The 17,554-nt window shown below is 52.7% G+C and carries 15 protein-coding genes; 9 read left to right on the forward strand and 6 right to left on the reverse strand.

Translation table 11 applies throughout. The features are described 5' to 3' along the window. Positions 1–69: 69 nt before the first annotated feature. Positions 70–1,011: a DNA-binding transcriptional regulator DsdC gene (dsdC, locus tag QOT07_RS12625; protein ID WP_207976780.1), complete on the forward strand. Its 942-nt coding sequence runs from the start codon at positions 70–72 to the stop codon at positions 1,009–1,011. 18 nt (positions 1,012–1,029) lie between these two features. Here the strand turns inward: dsdC and QOT07_RS12630 are convergent, their stop codons facing one another. Continuing rightward, positions 1,030–1,974 (reverse strand): cupin domain-containing protein, encoded by a 945-nt coding sequence (locus tag QOT07_RS12630; RefSeq protein WP_283603275.1) that lies wholly within the window; start codon positions 1,972–1,974, stop codon positions 1,030–1,032. A gap of 128 nt (positions 1,975–2,102) precedes the next feature. Here QOT07_RS12630 and QOT07_RS12635 point away from each other — a divergent pair, with 128 nt between their 5' ends. The 5 genes from QOT07_RS12635 to tehA all read left to right on the forward strand — a co-directional run bounded on the left by QOT07_RS12635 (position 2,103) and on the right by tehA (position 7,603). After that, on the forward strand, positions 2,103–2,444 hold the full coding sequence (locus tag QOT07_RS12635) for a carboxymuconolactone decarboxylase family protein (protein ID WP_283603277.1): 342 nt from the start codon (positions 2,103–2,105) through the stop codon (positions 2,442–2,444). Positions 2,445–2,458: 14 nt separating this feature from the next. Continuing rightward, positions 2,459–3,436 (forward strand): SLAC1 anion channel family protein, encoded by a 978-nt coding sequence (locus QOT07_RS12640; protein ID WP_283603278.1) that lies wholly within the window; start codon positions 2,459–2,461, stop codon positions 3,434–3,436. Between the two features lie 280 nt (positions 3,437–3,716). Beyond that, a complete protein-coding gene (locus QOT07_RS12645) occupies positions 3,717–4,184 on the forward strand; it encodes a DUF2946 domain-containing protein (RefSeq protein WP_283603279.1) in 468 nt (155 codons plus the stop codon). 246 nt (positions 4,185–4,430) lie between these two features. Continuing rightward, positions 4,431–6,485, forward strand: coding sequence for a TonB-dependent copper receptor (locus QOT07_RS12650; protein WP_283603280.1), 2,055 nt, complete (start codon positions 4,431–4,433; stop codon positions 6,483–6,485). A 134-nt stretch (positions 6,486–6,619) separates the two neighbouring features. Further along, positions 6,620–7,603, forward strand: coding sequence for a dicarboxylate transporter/tellurite-resistance protein TehA (gene tehA, locus QOT07_RS12655; protein WP_283603281.1), 984 nt, complete (start codon positions 6,620–6,622; stop codon positions 7,601–7,603). A 5-nt stretch (positions 7,604–7,608) separates the two neighbouring features. On the opposite strand, the gene QOT07_RS12660 is transcribed toward tehA, so the two are convergent. Continuing rightward, positions 7,609–8,505 (reverse strand): LysR family transcriptional regulator, encoded by an 897-nt coding sequence (locus tag QOT07_RS12660; RefSeq protein WP_099062061.1) that lies wholly within the window; start codon positions 8,503–8,505, stop codon positions 7,609–7,611. Between the two features lie 86 nt (positions 8,506–8,591). Here QOT07_RS12660 and QOT07_RS12665 point away from each other — a divergent pair, with 86 nt between their 5' ends. Then, positions 8,592–9,365, forward strand: a complete 774-nt coding sequence (locus QOT07_RS12665; protein WP_283603282.1) for an NAD(P)H-dependent oxidoreductase — start codon at positions 8,592–8,594, stop codon at positions 9,363–9,365. A gap of 34 nt (positions 9,366–9,399) precedes the next feature. Here the strand turns inward: QOT07_RS12665 and QOT07_RS12670 are convergent, their stop codons facing one another. Together QOT07_RS12670 and QOT07_RS12675 are read right to left on the reverse strand one after the other, a co-directional pair. After that, positions 9,400–10,854: an FAD-binding oxidoreductase gene (locus tag QOT07_RS12670; protein ID WP_283603283.1), complete on the reverse strand. Its 1,455-nt coding sequence runs from the start codon at positions 10,852–10,854 to the stop codon at positions 9,400–9,402. A gap of 68 nt (positions 10,855–10,922) precedes the next feature. Beyond that, the gene (locus QOT07_RS12675; protein WP_283603284.1) at positions 10,923–11,708 is read right to left on the reverse strand and encodes an SDR family oxidoreductase; all 786 of its coding nucleotides are present in this window, start codon (positions 11,706–11,708) and stop codon (positions 10,923–10,925) included. 380 nt (positions 11,709–12,088) lie between these two features. Here QOT07_RS12675 and QOT07_RS12680 point away from each other — a divergent pair, with 380 nt between their 5' ends. Together QOT07_RS12680 and QOT07_RS12685 are read left to right on the forward strand one after the other, a co-directional pair. Further along, the gene (locus tag QOT07_RS12680) at positions 12,089–13,372 is read left to right on the forward strand and encodes an MFS transporter (protein WP_283603285.1); all 1,284 of its coding nucleotides are present in this window, start codon (positions 12,089–12,091) and stop codon (positions 13,370–13,372) included. A 25-nt stretch (positions 13,373–13,397) separates the two neighbouring features. Beyond that, positions 13,398–14,846, forward strand: a complete 1,449-nt coding sequence (locus QOT07_RS12685) for an FGGY-family carbohydrate kinase (RefSeq protein ID WP_283603286.1) — start codon at positions 13,398–13,400, stop codon at positions 14,844–14,846. Here QOT07_RS12685 and QOT07_RS12690 read toward each other — a convergent pair whose 3' ends face one another. Then, positions 14,847–15,416: a glycerol-3-phosphate responsive antiterminator gene (locus QOT07_RS12690; protein WP_232518967.1), complete on the reverse strand. Its 570-nt coding sequence runs from the start codon at positions 15,414–15,416 to the stop codon at positions 14,847–14,849. 224 nt (positions 15,417–15,640) lie between these two features. Further along, complete coding sequence (locus QOT07_RS12695; protein WP_099062073.1) at positions 15,641–17,098, reverse strand: amino acid permease; 1,458 nt, start codon at positions 17,096–17,098, stop codon at positions 15,641–15,643. Positions 17,099–17,554 lie beyond the last annotated feature (456 nt).

The raw sequence follows: 17,554 nt of genomic DNA on the forward strand, positions 1-17,554 counted from the left end.
ACATGGGTCAACTTTGCTCACCAAACTGGTGCGAAGAACGCCGTTTTTTTTAAATCTCAGGGGGAGTTTATGGCAGTGAATCATCTGTTGGCGGGTCCACACCGGTCGCTGAATGGCTGGCAGTTATCGCGGTTATTTACCTTTGAAGTTGCTGCACGGCATGAGTCTTTCGCCATGGCCGCCGATGAGCTGTCTGTCAGCCCCAGCGCCGTCAGCCATAACATTAATCAGCTTGAGGCCAATCTGGGGATCCAGCTGTTTGTCCGCTCTCATCGCAAGGTGGAGCTCACGACCGAAGGCAAACGGGTTTTTTGGGCGTTAAAATCCTCTCTCGGCACCCTGAACCAGGAAATTCTGGATATCAAGAATCAGGCGCTATCCGGCTCGTTAACCATTTACTCACGGCCTTCCATTGCTCAGTGTTGGATTGTCCCGGCGCTGGCGGATTTCTCCCGCCGTTATCCCGCCATTAATCTGACCATTCTGACCGGCAATGAAAATGTGAATTTCCAGCGGGCGGGTATCGATCTGGCGGTTTACTTTGACGCCACGCCGTCGTCGCAACTTCATTATCAATACCTGATGGACGAGTCGATCATTCCGGTATGCAGCCCGGAATACGCCAGGCAATTTGAGCTGGTCAACTTTCCCGGCAACCTCTCCCACTGCACCCTGCTCCACGATCGACAAGCCTGGAGTTATGACTCAGGAACAGACGAATGGCACAGTTGGGCACAGCATTTCGGCGTGAATCTGGATACCTCGCCGGGAATTGGCTTTGATCGTTCCGATCTGGCCGTCACGGCAGCCATCAATCATGTCGGCGTGGCTATGGGCCGCAAACGGCTGATCCGCAAGCAGCTTGATTCCGGCGAACTGGTAGCTCCCTTCCCGAAGATGGAGCTGAAATGCGACCAGCACTATTATGTATCGACGCTTTCCGATCGCCAGTGGCCGAAGATTGACGCCTTCATCGTTTGGTTAAAAGCCCTGGGAGAACAACCCGCGTAAGCACCGATTCTACATGGATTAGGATCCCATACGTTGCCCCCGCCGCCACCGTCCCGGTGTCTGTCCCATGATTTTGTGAAATGCTTTACCGAAGGCCGCTTCGGATTGATACCCGACGGCCTCGCCAATATCTGCCTGACCCAGAGCGGTGTTAGACAGTAGTTCACACGCGCGCATTATCCTGATTTGGGTAAGAAATCCCCCCACCGTCATGCCAGATCTATCCTGAAACTGCCGGGCATAGGTGGCACGCGACATAGCAACCATTTTACCGAGCGATGAAATCGTCCATGGCTGCGCTGGAGATTCCAGGATGGCCTGAATCGAAGGGCCTAACCTTCTGTCCGCGGCTAACGCCAGTAAGTTAGGCGATATATTTGTGCCTTGGCTATAAGTGCGCAACGCAAAAATGAGAAGAACCTGCCCAAGTGTATTCACAATGGAGTGAGCACCGGGCTGAGCATCATCGGTTTCTGTGCGTAATAGAGAGATCAGGGCTTCCAACTGATCCACCCCGGAAGAATCTCGCAAACAGACATGCAGTACTTGGGGTAATGACTGCATCAACAGTGTCCCTGCACCACGAGTAAAAACAAATCGTCCACAAAGCAAATCCACGTCAGCCAGGTTGGCTGCATCCTGGTTGCATTTGATCGGCAGAGACTTGCCTGTTTGTATGCGTATATCGCGGGTTATCTTCCGAACTGAATGGGTATCCTTGGTCACGTTTAGTAATTCGTGGGCGGAGCCATGGGGCAATAAAACAAAATCCCCTGCATTCATCTTCAGTGTCAGGCCTTTGCTCAGGCGCAATTGGCACTCACCGGAAAGCAGGAAATGGAAAGCCGCTTCCCCCGGACACATGATCTCATGAGGGATAGAAAATGCCCCGTCCAGCAAGCAGCGTACATCTAAGCTGACCTGCGTTTGGCTAAGTGAAAGTAGTTGACTTAAAGTATCCATGAGACGAATGAGCTAAAAATAGAGACTCCACATCATGCATCAAATCACGAGCAAAGACTATTATCTAGACAAGTTTTTATGCGATCTGGCTTTGCGCAATGATCGCCCTATCAAAGAAAGGAGAGACCATGTTGGATTGGAATGAATACCGCAAGCAGTTGATGAGCCGCGTCGGCGAATTGGGCAAGCTGGCCCCTGATACCGTTTCTGGCTATCAGGCGTTGTCGCTAGCGGGGAAAAAAACCTCTCATCTGGATGCCAAAACTCGTGAGTTGATCGCACTGGCTGTCGCTGTTACGACACATTGCGATGGCTGTATCGCGGTACATACCGCAGAAGCTGTGAAACACGGCGCGACCAGAGAAGAGATAGCGGAAGCACTGGGCGTAGCGGTGGCTTTGAATGCGGGGGCCGCGATGGTGTACTCAGCTCGTGTGATGGATGCTTTGGCTGCAACGCAGCCAAACTAAAGTGAGGCTTGAATATGATCTCCGTTTCTTCTGCCCGGCTGTCCTGGTTACCCGTAGCTTTGTTTGGTTCCGTCATGGGATTGGCCGGTTTAGGGCAGGCCTGGCGAATGGCTCATACACAGTGGGGGACACCCTTGTGGATTGCGCAAATAATTAGTGGTGTTGCGGTGATCGTATTTGCGCTGCTGGTTGTGGCATATGCCATTAAAGCGGCGACGGGATTTGAACACGTCAAAGCCGAGTTTACTCACCCTATCGCGGGTGCGCTATTTGGGACGCCGCTCATTAGCGCATTGCTGTTGCCCGCTATACTGGCCGAAATCAGTATGCCCCTGGCTCGCACGCTATGGATATTGGGGGCAATAGGCATGACGGTATTTGCGTGGTTAATGGCCGGTCGCTGGATTGGCATTCGCCAACAAAGGGTTCATGCCGTACCGGCCTGGATCGTGCCATTGGTGGGAATGCTGGATATCCCCCTGGCAGTCCCCGCATTGCATTTTACCGAACCGCCACATGCCTTGATGGTGTTAGGGGTGTCGGTTGGGTTATTTTTTGCAATCCCCCTGTTTACGATCATTCTTTCGCGATTGATGTTTGAAGAGCCGATGCCTGCGGCCATGAGCCCGTCACTGTTGATTATGCTGGCCCCTTTTGCCGTAGGGTTTTCTGCCTACGTGATAACAGTAGGACACGTAGATTTGTTCGCAGAAGGATTGTTTGCTCTGACACTGCTGCTGCTGACAGTCCTGCTTTCACGCCTGCGTGACCTCAGACACTGCTGCCCGTTTAGGGTCTCCTGGTGGGCCGTCAGTTTTCCGCTATCCGCCGCCGCAGGTGCCGGTCTACGTTATGCCGCCTTTGCTCAGGCAATTTGGGCCGATGCCATCGCCGTTGCGTTACTGGCTCTGGCAACCACGGTGATAGCTGCGTTATTCATCCGCACTATTACAGGGATTGTGCGTGGTGAGATGCAAAAGCTGGCAGGTTGAGGTTTTCTGGGCACTTCGGCGAACGGATCTACCCAATGCTTTTAGCCTGTCCATGATATTTACGCTGGAATATTCAGCCGTCGGGATATAACACTACCTTTACTGCCAGTATTATTTCACAGCGAGGCCAAGATATATCCTAAAGGTTAAATGGGTTGAGAATGTGAGACAAACGGCAATTCACTTTAGCAATAGGCTAACCCTGAATAAAATGTTTTAACATTTGCCGTATAAAACAGTACAATTCCGTCCGTTAATTTCGCACTATTTTAGGATATATGTGTCGTTAATTCGGACTGCTACATCGCGAAGCCGTCTCCCTGCCTGTCTGGGGATTTTTGCGATCCTGATGTTGTTCATTGCCCCGGTGATCTCACGGTCGCTGGAGCATGCGCGCGTCGGGCAGTCTGAACCTGCCAGCATGGCAGACTGCGGTATGGATATGTCGATGCATAGCCATCACCAGCCGCCGTCAGAGCCATCCGGCAAGGCCAGCATGCCGGGCATGTCAATGCCCATGCAGACCGGCAGCCACAATATGGCGATGATGATGGATGACAGCGCCTGCGGGTACTGCGTCTTGCTGATCCATGTCCCGCTGCTGGATCTGGCCTACTCGCCATTATTCTGGTCAGGTTCATTGCTGTCCCGCGCCCCACCAGCACATTATATCTTCCCGTTATTCGCTCATGTGATCCACTCTGAGTCACAGCCCCGCGCTCCACCAGCATCACTTCCTCTGATTTAAAAATTAATAGACTGCAGCCAAATTATTCCTGTTGAGATGATTCAACCAGGAGGTTGACGCACGCCTGTCATATTTACGGCTGCAGAACATTATTCATCGCAACCCGATTGGCGTTATTGATTCGTCATGACGGAACCCAACCCCTATTTACGGCGGCATGATGCTCCGGGTGTTACTGCGCCTAAATAATAGCCGGTTGCGATGTGAACATATTTTTAGCGTCAAAATTTGCATTAAGGAACGATGATGTTTGGTACAACCAAGAATTATAAAAAACGCCCTTTGCCACTGCATATTACTGCGGCGATGCCACTGTTTGTCCTGGCCACCTTCAGCGCTCATGCCACTGAATCGCACCAGCATGAGGTTGCAGTCAAAGCCAATGATGGCGACGTGATCACCGTAACGGCACCACTCTATTCACCAATGACCATTGTGACATCACCGAAAACGCCGCGTCAGCCGGTGCCGGCCAGTGACGGTTCGGATTACCTGAAAACCATTCCAGGCTTCTCGCAGATCCGTAACGGTGGCACCAATGGCGATCCGGTGTTTCGCGGCATGTTTGGCTCACGACTGAAGATCCTGACCGACGGCGGCGAAATGCTAGGTGCCTGTCCTGCAAGAATGGACGCCCCTACCTCGTACATTTCACCAGAAAGCTACGATCTGTTGACCATCACCAAAGGCCCGCAAACGGTGCTCTGGGGGGCCGGTTCTTCGGCAGGCACGGTGCGCTTTGAACGTGAACGCCCTCGCTTTGAACAGCCCGGTATCAAGGGAAATGCCAGTCTGCTGGCCGGTTCTAACGGGCGCTGGGATGAAAACATCGATGCCAGCCTGGGTGGCGAACAAGGCTATCTGCGTCTGATGGGCAATAAATCGCGTTCCAATGATTATCAGGACGGCGATAGCCAACGCGTCCCTTCGCGCTGGGATAAATGGAATGGCGATTTGGCGCTCGGCTGGACGCCAGACAGTGACACCCTGTTGGAGGTGACCATGGGCCGGGGTAATGGCGAAGCGCGCTATGCCGGACGCAGCATGGATGGCTCACAATTCAAACGTGAAAGCCTGGGTATGCGAGTAGAGAAATCCAACATCGGCGAGGTATTGGATAAGCTAGAAGCTCAGGTTTATTACAACTACGCCAACCATATTATGGATAACGTTACCCTTCGTTCCCCCGGTCAGGGCGGCATGGCGATGGGACATATGGGCATGGGACACATGAATATGGGCATGACGATGCAGTTGGATCGCCGCACCGTCGGCGGGCGCGTGATGGGCACCTTCCTATGGGACGATTTGAAGTTGGAAAGCGGTATGGATACCCAGACCAACACCCACCGTAATAAACAGGGGGATGCCTGGCAAAAAGATGCACAATTCCATAACTACGGCGCTTTTGGCGAGTTGACCTGGACCGCAACCGAACAAAGCAAAGTCATCAGTGGTGCACGCCTTGATCGTAGCCTGGTAGATAACTATAAATCCGCTAATGACAGCGAACGTTCCGACACCTTGCCGAGCGGGTTTACCCGTATAGAGCATACGCTTGCCGGCATGCCGTTAATGGTTTACGCCGGTATAGGCTATACCGAACGTTTCCCTGACTACTGGGAGTTGTTCTCCCCGACACTTGGGCCGGACGGCAGTAAGAGCCCGTTTGATAGTGTGAAGAGTGAAAAGACCACGCAGATCGATATCGGTGCTCAGTACACGGATAAACGTTTTAACAGTTGGGTTTCAGCGTATCTGGGTCATGTGAATGACTTTATCCTGTTCAAGTACGATCCCAACCACGCCCGCATCAGCCAGGCCGATAACGTCAACGCGACAATTATGGGCGGTGAGATGGGCATGGGTTATCAGCTGACCGAGCACTGGAAAACTGATGCCAGCCTGGCCTATGCCTGGGGTAAAAACACCACGGACCATCAACCACTGCCGCAAATTCCACCGCTGGAAGCGCGTTTGGGTTTAACTTACGAACGTGGGGACTGGAGCAGTACCGGCCTTTGGCGTTTGGTCAGCAGCCAGCACCGCGTGGCGATCAATCAGGGCAACGTGGTGGGTAAAGACTTTGCCGACAGCCCGGGCTTTGGCGTGCTTTCCGCCAATGTGGCGTACAAGGTGAGTCCGCAGGTCAAACTCAGTACCGGTCTGGACAACATTTTCAATAAAACCTACAGCGAGCACCTAAACCTGGCGGGTAACAGCACCTTTGGCTATTCCTCGAATACTTCGGTGAACGAACCGGGGCGCACTCTCTGGGCCAAGGTTAACGTCACCTTCTAACTAAAGGGGCCGGGTGGTGGAATATATCGCCCGGCAAAGTCCTTTCTGAGCCTGTCCTCACTCCCTAAGTATTATTGCTTCCGCCCGTCAAACTCGTTAAGATCGCTTAAAATAAATTTGAAAATATAAACAAAATGATTAAATCTGATTTGAATCCGGGTTCCCGTTACCTGAATTTGCCCGCAGGCTATTTTGGCATGGTATTGGGCATCATTGGCGCAGGTTTTGGCTGGCGTTATGCGGCCACCATCCTGCCTGTCCCCGCTGTCATCGGTGAGGCGTTAGTGGTCATCGCGATCACCCTGTGGTTTCTGCTGGCCTGCGCTTTTTTATACCGCCTGCTGCGCTTCCCCCAGAGTGTAAAAGCCGAAATCACCCACCCGCTGATGAGTAGCTATGTCAGTTTGTTCCCGGCAACCACCCTACTGGTCGCCATTGGCGTGGTGCCCTGGTGGCGTTCACTGGCCGTGGCACTGTTCGTGGTGGGCGCTCTGGCACAACTGAGCTATGCCGCCTGGCAAAGTGCCGGCCTGTGGCGTGGAACGCACCCTGGTGAGGCCACCACGCCCGGGCTCTACTTGCCAACGGTCGCCAACAACTTTATCAGTTGCATGGCCTGCGGCGCATTGGGGTATCAGGATCTGGGCCTGCTGTTTCTGGGCGCCGGTGTTCTTTCCTGGCTGAGCCTGGAACCGGCCATTTTACATCGCCTGCGCAGTCAGGGCGAAATGCCGGAACCGGTACGGATCTCTCTCGGTATCCAACTGGCCCCCGCACTGGTGGCTTGCAGTGCCTGGCTGGCCGTGAATGGCGGTGAGGCCGATGTGCTGGCCAAAATGCTTTTCGGCTATGGTCTGCTGCAGTTGTTATTTATGATCCGCCTGCTTCCCTGGTATCTGAAGGGGCCTTTTAATGCCTCATTCTGGAGCTTTTCGTTCGGCCTTTCTGCTCTGGCGACCACCGCTCTGCATCTGGGGCATGCGAGCCATGAAGGGATACTGTCTGCGCTCGCATTACCGCTTTTTGTCTTCAGTAATATCCTGATTGGCTTGTTGTTGGTTCGTACGCTGATTCTGTTGTTCCAGGGCGATCTGTTGAAATACACCCAGCAGCCCTGACTCCCTCAGCTTACCGCGGCGACGATATGCTCGCGCAACCATTGATGTGCCGGATCGCGGTGAGAACGCTCATGCCACAGCATGGTCATTTCGAACCCCGGCACCTCGACCGGCGGTTCGACTACCTGCAGCGAGCTATTGTTGCGTACCAGCCGTGAAGGCAGCATCGCCACCAGATCTGAATTTGCCAGCACCGACATCACAAACAGAAAATGCGGAACGGAAAGCACCACACGCCGGGTTAAGCCGGCTTCCGCCAGCACTTTGTCGGTAATACCGAAAAATCCCCCGCCGTCCGGTGAAACCATTACATGTTCCAGCTCGCAAAACTGGGCCAGCGACGGCGGTGTTTGCAATTCTGGGTGCCCTGCACGCCCGACCAGTACATAGCGTTCGCTAAATAGAATGCGCTGTCGCAAATTGGGCGGTGAACCTTCTCGAGTATGAAAGGCCAGATCGATTTCACCCTGTTCCGCCTGCCTGGCAATGCGTGAAGGCACGGTTTCGATCACCGCCAGTCGACTGTGCGGCGCGGCTGCCCGTAACCCGAGCAACGCCGGTTGAACAATGGTCGACTCACCGTAGTCGAAAGCCGCCACGCGCCAGGTATTGTCCGCCACCCTTGGGTCAAAGGGTTCCGACGGTGATACTGCACGTTCCAGAGCCTCAAGCGCCAGGCGTAATGGCTCACGCAGCTCGTCACCCCGGGCGGTCGGCCGCATGCCGCGTGGCCCCGGCATCAACAAGGGGTCGTTAAAAATATCCCTGAGTTTGGCAAGATGCACACTGACCGAAGGCTGCGAAAGGTGTAATCGCTGCGCCGTCCGGGTCACATTATGCTCGGCCAGCAAGGTGTCCAGCGTCACCAGCAGGTTGAGATCCAGGCGTCTGATATTATTCATGGTAATACCTGTAATATTAGAAATTCATTTCCAGTATACCTGACATCCGCCTACCCTGACCTTCATCAACCCATGGAGGTCACACTATGAATGTTTTACTGGTCTATGCTCACCCTGAACCGCAGTCATTGAATGGCTCACTGAAGGATTTTTCTGTCCAACGGCTTGAAGCTGCCGGCCACGAGGTACAAGTATCCGATCTGTATGCCATGCAGTGGAAAGCCACGCTTGATGCCGCCGACAGTACAGCGCAACCCGGGGATCGTTTTGATCCCTCGCGTGATTCCCAACATGCATTTGCCCATGGCTTACAGAGCAAAGACATTGAGCTGGAGCAGGAGAAATTACTGTGGGCCGATACGGTTATCCTGCAGTTTCCCCTGTGGTGGTTTTCTATGCCGGCAATCCTTAAAGGCTGGGTAGAACGCGTCTATGCCTACGGATTCGCCTATGGCGTGGGGGAGCACTCTGACTCACGCTGGGGTGACCGCTATGGCGAAGGTACCCTGGCCGGCAAACGCGCGATGCTGATTGTCACCACCGGCGGTTGGGAATCGCATTATGCCGAACGCGGCATCAATGGCCCGATCGATGACATTCTGTTCCCTATTCAGCATGGCATCCTGCATTACCCCGGTTTCGAGGTGTTGCCACCCTTTGTCATTTATCGCACCGGTCGGATTGATGAAACCCGGTTTGCCGAGATCGGCAGCGCTCTGGGCCAACGACTCGATGACCTGACGGACACCGCACCGATCCCCTTCCGTCGACAGAATGCGGGAGAATATGAGATCCCGGCATTAACCCTGAAACCGGCTATTGCCCCTGGGCAGTCTGGTTTTAGTGCACATATCGAATAATGTTCAGGCCCGGTAAACCGGGCCATCAGCCAAATCATTTTTCCAGCGGATAAATGGTGCCGGTGTTCATGATGCCGTTAGGATCGTAAACCTCTTTCAACGCCTTCAGGATGTAATAGGCACTGCCGTGCTCGTCTTTGGTCCAGTGGGTACGGTGCTTGCCGATACCGTGGTGATGCACCATTGAACCGCCCTGTTTAAGGGTTTCCTCGACGATAATCTTGTTCAAAGGATTGTGGTACTTGTCGATCTCCTCTTCCGGCTTACAACCCACTACGTTGTAATCGTAAACGAAGTACATATTGGTGCCATTGATATAGCTGTGGGACGAGTGCCCACCCAGCATGGTGATGTCAGCAATAGGGGGGAATTCGGCCCGTATCCGACGGATCACGTTTTCATAGATGGTATGGATACTCGCCCAGTCGCTGGAAACCTCGGTGGTGAAGCCCATATTGTTGGTTTTCATGATCTGCACGCGTTCGGCTTCTACCTTCTCCGGCCCCCAGTTCAGGTTATTGAACCAGGCTTCAATCAGTTTACTGTCCACCTTATGGCATTCGGCATGGCGTTGTACGATCGCCTCAATGCCCGCGCCGGTCGCCTGTGCTATCCCTTTTGCCCCTTCAGCCATAAAGATCAGCACACATTTCCCTTTGGCAAAATGGGTAAAATGCTGGGTGCCGTCCTCGGCATCGTAGAGCCGGGCGATCGACGGGCGATAACCCTCAACCATGACCTCTCGCAGGATGTCGAAACCGGTTTGCATGTTATCGAGGGTATAGCCGTAAAACAGGTTGTTCTCCGGCGTGTATTTGAAGATTTTCACCGTCACTTCGGTTATGAAGCACAGCGCCCCTTCATTGCCGATAATCACGTGACGAATATCCGGCCCGGCCGCCCGGCGCGGCACATTTTTGATCCGGGTAATGGTACCGTTAGGGAAGACTGCCTCCAGTCCAACCACCATGTCCTCTATTGCCCCGTATAACGTAGACAGCTGGCCAATGCTGCGTGTCGCGACCAGCCCGCCCATTTGCGCCAGCGGTTTGGACTGCGGTGAATGCCCGGTGGTGTAACCCTGAGCCCGCAACTGATCCTCCAGCACTTCCAGCGGGACGCCGCACTGGGCCGTGGCTTGCATGTTGCGAATATCAATCTTGACCACCTGGTTCAGCCCTGAACCATCCAGCACCACCGAGTTTTTCACCACCGTCTCCAGCCCACCCTCAGTGGCGGACGCGCCAGTCCGTGGTACGCAGTTGATGTGATTTTCATTCATAAACTTCAATACGTCTGACACCTGCTGGGTATTCTCCAGTTTGACTACCGCGGCGGGTAACGGCTGGGTGAAGACACCGTGGATATCAGCATATTTGCGGAAGCGGTCTACGCTGTTTTTTTTCAGCACTTCTTCATCAGTAATCACCCGTGCCGGGCCAACGATTTCTTTTAAATGAGCGATAATAGCTTCACGAGTCAGAGACATGATTATTCCTTCCTGATAATAAGAATATAAATTTTGTTGCTTGAGATGAAATGGGAAGTCCCGCTTATTTAACGAACCAGATAACCACCGTCTACCACCAGCAAATGGCCGTTAACATAATTAGACGCCCTGCTGGCTAAAAATACCATGGCCCCCATTAAATCCTGAGTATCACCCCATCGATTGGCGGGAATATGCTCCAGTACCCGGCGATTGGTTTCCGGATTACTACGGGTCTCAGCGGTGATATCTGTAGCATAATAACCAGGAGCAATACCGTTGACCTGAATATTATATTGGCCCAGCTCGTCACAATAGGCTTTGGTAAATCCGGCCAGGGCGTGTTTGGTGGCGGCATAAGCCGGTGACCACTGCCCGCCAAGATAAGAGAACAGCGAACAAATATTGATGATCTTGCCCTGCTGGTTGGGGATCATTACTTTGGCGGCTTCATAGCTCATTTCAAAGGCGGCAGTCAGATTGATGTCGATCATCGGATCCCAGTCACCACGACCAAAATCCAGCACCTTGTTCAATTTACAGATGCCTGCATTGTTGACCAGAATATCTACACCACCGAACTTCGCCAGACATTGGGCAATAACCCTTGCGGGAGCGCCTTTCTCGGTAATATCGACCTGCATGAACTCAACCCGAACGCCCTGCTGCTCAATGATTTCGCGGGTTTGTCCCTGATCCATCACAAAGCTGGGAATAAACAGATTGGCGCCTGCCTTGGCCAGTGCTATGGCAAATGCCTGCCCCAGGCCGCTGTTGCCGCCGGTGACAATTGCCGTTTTCCCCTTCAGTGAAAAGAAATCCAGTGAGAACGCATTCAATTTATCCAGTGACATGTACTAACTCCTTAGCCTGAAAAAAATGCAAAAAAAATGAGAAAAGTAAGCTCCTCTGCGTGTAGCAAAGAAGTTACTTTTCTCATCGGCTCTAGTAACTGAGGAGCAAGCTAACATGGCCCACCTGGACTATTCAGTGACTTACATCACAAAATCATTTCATGCCTAAAATACAGTGTCTAACATCATTCCAAACAATTAATTTATTAAAAACCGGGCAAACCAACTTTAATCTTTTGTGATGGTGGTCGCTTTTATTATTAGTATCACCGTGCTATTTCTTAGTGTAGTTACTGAATGAGCCGAAGAGAAAAGTAACTTCCCGTAATGCGGGGAGCTTGCTTTTCTCTTTTTTATTTTATTTTTTAACAGGGTGCCGCATGAAAAAAACCAATCCCCACCGCTGGTTAACGCTGGCGATAATAAGCGTCAGTGGCGGCGTGAGCTTTGACCTGGCCTATCTGCGTTATATTTATCAAATCCCCATGGCGAAATTTATGGGGTTTTCCAATACCGAAATAGGGTTAATCATGAGCACCTTTGGTATTGCCGCGATTATTCTTTATGCCCCCAGCGGTATTATCGCCGACAAACTCTCCCATCGGAAAACAATGACTTTTGCCATGATCGCTACCGGGTTACTGGGCGGATTGATGGCGTTATACCCTCCCTTCTGGATGATGATCCTGATCCAGGTGGCATTCGCCATTACCACCATTCTGTTGCTGTGGTCCGTTTCCATCAAGGCAGCATCGCTGCTTGGCGACCACCAGGAACAGGGGAAAATCATGGGTTGGATGGAAGGTTTACGCGGTGTCGGCGTCATGACATTGGCGGTCTTCACCATGTGGGTATTCTCCATGTTCAGCCCCGAAGACCCTGACAGTCTCAAAGCGGTGATCCTGATCTACAGCGGCGTGTATATTCTGCTCGGCATCCTGTGCTGGTTCTTTGTCAACGATGGTTCAACCCAGGTGGCGGACAGTGCTGAGCCTGCACGCCGCTTTAGCCTCGGCGATATCCTTAAGGTGCTGAAAGTCAGTACCACCTGGTATTGCAGCATGATCATTTTCGGCGTTTACACCATCTACGCCATCCTGAGTTATTCAACCAACTATCTGACCGAAATGTACGGTATGACCTTGGTCGCCGCCAGCTATATGGGCATTGTCATTAACAAGATATTTCGTGCGGTATGCGGTCCGCTTGGGGGGTTGATCACCAGCCACAGCCGGCTGAAATCACCTACCCGGGTGATCCAGTTGCTGGCATTGGTCAGCCTGATCACCCTGGGTGCATTGCTGCTCACCAATCAACAGCCGGTTTCGGTCGCTGTAGGCATCGGGTTGATTCTACTGCTGGCCTTTGCCTGTTATGCCTCGCGTGGGTTGTATTTCGCCTGCATTGGCGAGGCCCGTACGCCCAAATTCATTATGGGTACCACCGTCGGTATCTGTTCGGTGATCGGCTTCCTGCCTGATGTCTTTGTCTATCCGTTAGTCGGGCATTGGCAAGATACCCTGCCCGCCGCCGAGGCTTACCGCAATATGTGGCTGATGGGCCTGACGGCCACCGGTTTGGTGGTGGTGTTTACTTATCTGTTGTTCAACAAAATCAAAACTGCCGACGCGAAAACCATAACCACAAAACCGGCGATCGGATAATGCCTTTTCCTTAAGGAGTCATAACATGAAGAAGAAGTATCTGATGGGTGTGGATGTGGGCACCCAGAGCGCCAAAGTGGTTATTTTTGATTTGGACGGCAAGGTGATTTGCGAAGGCAAGCAGCCACTGCGCAGGCTGGATATACCGGCACCGCTGCTGGCGGAGCACCCGGATGACGATCTGTGGGATACCTTAAAAGTGGCCTTCCGTCGGGTCATGCAGCGCTTTGCCGATCATGGCGGCCAGCCGGAGGATATTATTTCGATGGGGATCTGCATCATCCGTTGTTGCCGCGCGCTGTTAAAAGAAAACGGAGAGTTGGCCTACCCGGTGATCAACTGGATGGATAAGCGCTTGAATAAACCCTATGAGTATATTGATGCCTATCGGGGCGTGCGCTATATCACTACCACCTCCGGCTATATCACCCACAGGCTAACCGGCGAGTTCAAAGATACCTGTGCCAACTACATTGGTTGGTGGCCGATGGACAATGACCGACTCGACTGGAGCACCGACTCGGCCGTCTGGCAAAGTTGTAACCTGACACGCGACCAGGTGTTTGAGGTGGTCAAACCGGGTGAAATTCTCGGTCGGCTCAGCGAACGCGCAGCCCAACAAATCGGTTTACCTGCCGGTATCCCGGTGGTGGCCACCGCACACGATAAAGCGGTAGAAGCCCTGGGGGCCGGTTCGCTGGAACCCGGCGTCGCACTGATCTCTCTGGGGACCTATATTGGCGCTATGGTGCATGGCCATGCCAATGTGAAAGACGCACAGCATTTCTGGCCGTTCCAGGCATCGATCCCTGGCCGCTATTTGTATGAATGTATGGGCGTGCGGCGCGGTATGTGGACCGTAAGCTGGTTTCGCGATCAGTTTGGTGCAGCCGCGCTGTCTGCCGCTGACGACGCCGGAGTCAGCATTGAGGAATTGCTGAACCAGGAGGCAGAACGGGTGCCTGCCGGCTGTGAAGGATTAATCACCGTGCATGACTGGGCGCCACCACCTGAAGCAGAGTTCCGCAAAGGCGCGATGATCGGCTTCGACGGCCGTCATACCCGGGCGCATCTGTATCGTTCCATTCTGGAAGGGATTGCCTTCACCATGAAGAACCATATGGATCCGATGGCCCAGGAACTGCATACGCCGTTCCGCAGCCTGATCATTTCCGGCGGCGGTGCCAACAGCGATCTGTTTATGCAGATTTTTGCCGACGTTTTTGGCATCCCTACACGGCGTAACCTGATGAGTGGCTCGGCGGCGGTGGGTTGTGCCATCAATGCCGGCATGGCGGTAGGCGCATTCGACAGTTATCAGCAGGCAACCGACAGGCTGGTGAAGGTAGGCGACAGCTTTATGCCGGATAGCGCCAATCACGCCTTTTATCAGCAACTCAACCAACAGGTTTATCAGCGGGTAAACGCACATCTCGATCCCTTGTTACGTGCGCTCAGCCCTTTGGTGGATTAACTAAAGCTTTAATTTCCAAACGTCATGGTTAGTGGTGGAGACGGCAATCGCCCCGGCTTTTAATGCCGTCTGGGCATCGTCTTCATCACACACCAAACCACCAGCAATGATCGGCAGATCAATCTTTTCGGCCACCCAACCCAACACTTTCGGCATACAACCCGGCAGGATCTCAATGCAGTCCGGCGTCGACTGCGCCACCTGTTTGTCGACGTTATGAAAGGAGATGGAGTCGAGGATAAATAACCGATGAATGGCATAGAACCCCTGCTGACGCGCGGCTTTTACCATCGAGGTTTTGGTGCTGATAATGCCGTCGGCGGCGGTCACGATCTTTAGAAAATTGATCACAATTTCTTTGTTGGAGCTGCCTTCCAGCAGATCAACATGAACGAAGGCATATTTCCCGGCGTCTTTAATCTGCTGCACGATGCGCCCAATGTTGCAGATGTTGCCATACAGCACCGAAATAATCCGGCAATCCGACTTCACCGCCGCCTGCAGGCTTTCATTATCTTTTACCGCGGCAATCACCGGATGCAGTTTTAATAATTCAACGATTGAAGACACGTTTTTCCCCTGGTAGGCCCGCCAGGATAGGTTACGGGCATTGTTCATTAACAACAGGGTAACACACCCCTACCAGTGGTATCCCCACCCGTGCTCACACCCTGCCAACATGCCAACCGCCGTAGCCAATACGTCAATCTCGGGCAGCCTGACGGCGAATAAACAGCTGCTCAGTCATGGGCTGCCCCCATTGTTTCATCAAACCCGCGTTCGTCGCAGAAACGCTACTCAGCCTCATGGCTACGTTGGTAAAACACGTAGTTTTCCTGCGTCAGGCTATTTTTAACTCTGAAACGCCACACCAGCGCCAGAGCGATAAACCACAGCGGCATACTGCACAACGCAATCAGCGTATCTCGGTCGAAAATCATCAGTACCAGCGTAAAAGCGAAGAACGCTAACGTCAGCCAGGTCATGATCACCCCACCCGGCATCTTAAAGGTAGAACGCGCGTGCAGTTCGGGCTGCTGCTTACGGTAGACCAGATAAGCCACCAGGATCATGCCCCAGCTGTAGACCACCAGTATCGCCGCCACGGTCGAGACAATGGTAAACAGCGTCATAACATCCGGCATCAGGATCAACAGCATGGTGCCCACCACCATGCAAAAGCAGGAGAACATCAGGCTGCGGATCGGGATCGCCGTGGTGCGGGACAGTATTTTGAACTGCCCGTGAGCGTGTTTCTCCATCGACAGGCCATACAGCATGCGGGTACTGGAATAAACGCCGCTATTGGCCGAAGACATCGCCGAGGTCAACGCCACAAAGTTAATCACCGCCGCTGCCGCGGGCAAACCGGCCTGGTCGAACAACATGACGAACGGGCTGCTGTCCGGTGACACGTGGCTCCATGAGGTCACAGCGATAATCGCCAGCATTGAGAACACGTAGAAGATGATAATCCGCACCGGGATAACGTTGATGGCCTTCGGCAGAACCTTTTGCGGATCCTTGGTTTCGGCCGACATGGTGCCCAGCAGCTCAATACCGGTGCAGGAGAAAATGGCAATCTGGAAGCCGGCAAAGAAACCGAAAATACCGTGCGGCATAAAGATATTGGGGTCGGTGATATTGCTCACCGAGGCTTTAACACCGTCCGGCGAGGTCCAGCCGATAAACACCATCCAGGCGCCAGTCAGGATCAACGCGATAATGGCTATCACTTTGATGATGGCAAACCAAAACTCCGCCTCGCCGAACATCTTCACCGACAGCATATTAAACAGACACAGCAGGCCCAGGGTCAGTAACGCCGGTAGCCAGGGGGAAACCTCGGGGTACCAATACTGCACGTAACCACCGCACACCACCACGTCGGCGATACAAGTCACCACCCAGCTCAACCAGTAGGACCAACCGAGAAAAAAGCTGGCTTTGGGCCCCAGGTACTCGGAAACGAAATCGGCAAACGAGCGATAGTCGAGCTTGGTCAGTAATAACTCCCCCATTGCTCGCATCACCATAAACATAAAGAAGCCGACAATCACATAGGTCAATACAATAGAGGTGCCGGAAAGCGCAATGGTTTTGCCAGAGCCCATAAACAGCCCGGTACCAATCGCGCCGCCAATGGAAATAAGTTGAATATGGCGTTCGCTCAGGCCACGTTGCAATGTTTGGGCGCAGTCGTGCCCCTCGGTTGAAGGAGTATTCAACCGATGTTGCTTACTTTTTGTCATGGTGTTACCTGTCCGTCATCAAGGCGATTAAGCAGCTTGTTGTCGCTGCAGCAGGAGTGAAACGCCGCTGGCGTTCTACCGGCAAAAAAGAAATTCAGGCCAAACGCTGCCTGCCCTTTTGTTAAAGGGAAGTAAATATCTGTACGTCTCAGAAAACCACTGTTCGAACTGAGCGGTAGCCCACATTGAGCATGCGAAGCATGAGCGTGGAAATTAAAGGTCTTTATATCAGTGGGTTGTAATTATTCCCGGTTAAGAAAAAAACGCGACCAACGCAGATTTTACATGAATTTAACTCTGGCGTCAGGAAACGGCATTGTCAACACGACACTTAAATAAAATGAAACTTTTTGATCACATTCAAGCTTCTGAAAAATAGATAAAAACGAGTTTTATGCATTTTTTATGCATAAAGAATGCTTACTCAGGGCAACCTCCAAACAAAAGTAATTAACT

Origin of the sequence: Serratia proteamaculans, from assembly GCF_949794035.1 — a bacterium.
Classification (GTDB): domain Bacteria; phylum Pseudomonadota; class Gammaproteobacteria; order Enterobacterales; family Enterobacteriaceae; genus Serratia; species Serratia proteamaculans.

Coding starts and splice junctions, on each gene's coding strand:
- dsdC (WP_207976780.1), top strand. CDS start 70: ATGGCAGTGAATCATCTGTTGGCGGGTCCACACCGGTCGCTGAATGGC.
- QOT07_RS12630 (WP_283603275.1), bottom strand. CDS start 1,974: ATGGATACTTTAAGTCAACTACTTTCACTTAGCCAAACGCAGGTCAGC.
- QOT07_RS12635 (WP_283603277.1), top strand. CDS start 2,103: ATGTTGGATTGGAATGAATACCGCAAGCAGTTGATGAGCCGCGTCGGC.
- QOT07_RS12640 (WP_283603278.1), top strand. CDS start 2,459: ATGATCTCCGTTTCTTCTGCCCGGCTGTCCTGGTTACCCGTAGCTTTG.
- QOT07_RS12650 (WP_283603280.1), top strand. CDS start 4,431: ATGTTTGGTACAACCAAGAATTATAAAAAACGCCCTTTGCCACTGCAT.
- tehA (WP_283603281.1), top strand. CDS start 6,620: ATGATTAAATCTGATTTGAATCCGGGTTCCCGTTACCTGAATTTGCCC.
- QOT07_RS12660 (WP_099062061.1), bottom strand. CDS start 8,505: ATGAATAATATCAGACGCCTGGATCTCAACCTGCTGGTGACGCTGGAC.
- QOT07_RS12665 (WP_283603282.1), top strand. CDS start 8,592: ATGAATGTTTTACTGGTCTATGCTCACCCTGAACCGCAGTCATTGAAT.
- QOT07_RS12670 (WP_283603283.1), bottom strand. CDS start 10,854: ATGTCTCTGACTCGTGAAGCTATTATCGCTCATTTAAAAGAAATCGTT.
- QOT07_RS12675 (WP_283603284.1), bottom strand. CDS start 11,708: ATGTCACTGGATAAATTGAATGCGTTCTCACTGGATTTCTTTTCACTG.
- QOT07_RS12680 (WP_283603285.1), top strand. CDS start 12,089: ATGAAAAAAACCAATCCCCACCGCTGGTTAACGCTGGCGATAATAAGC.
- QOT07_RS12685 (WP_283603286.1), top strand. CDS start 13,398: ATGAAGAAGAAGTATCTGATGGGTGTGGATGTGGGCACCCAGAGCGCC.
- QOT07_RS12695 (WP_099062073.1), bottom strand. CDS start 17,098: ATGACAAAAAGTAAGCAACATCGGTTGAATACTCCTTCAACCGAGGGG.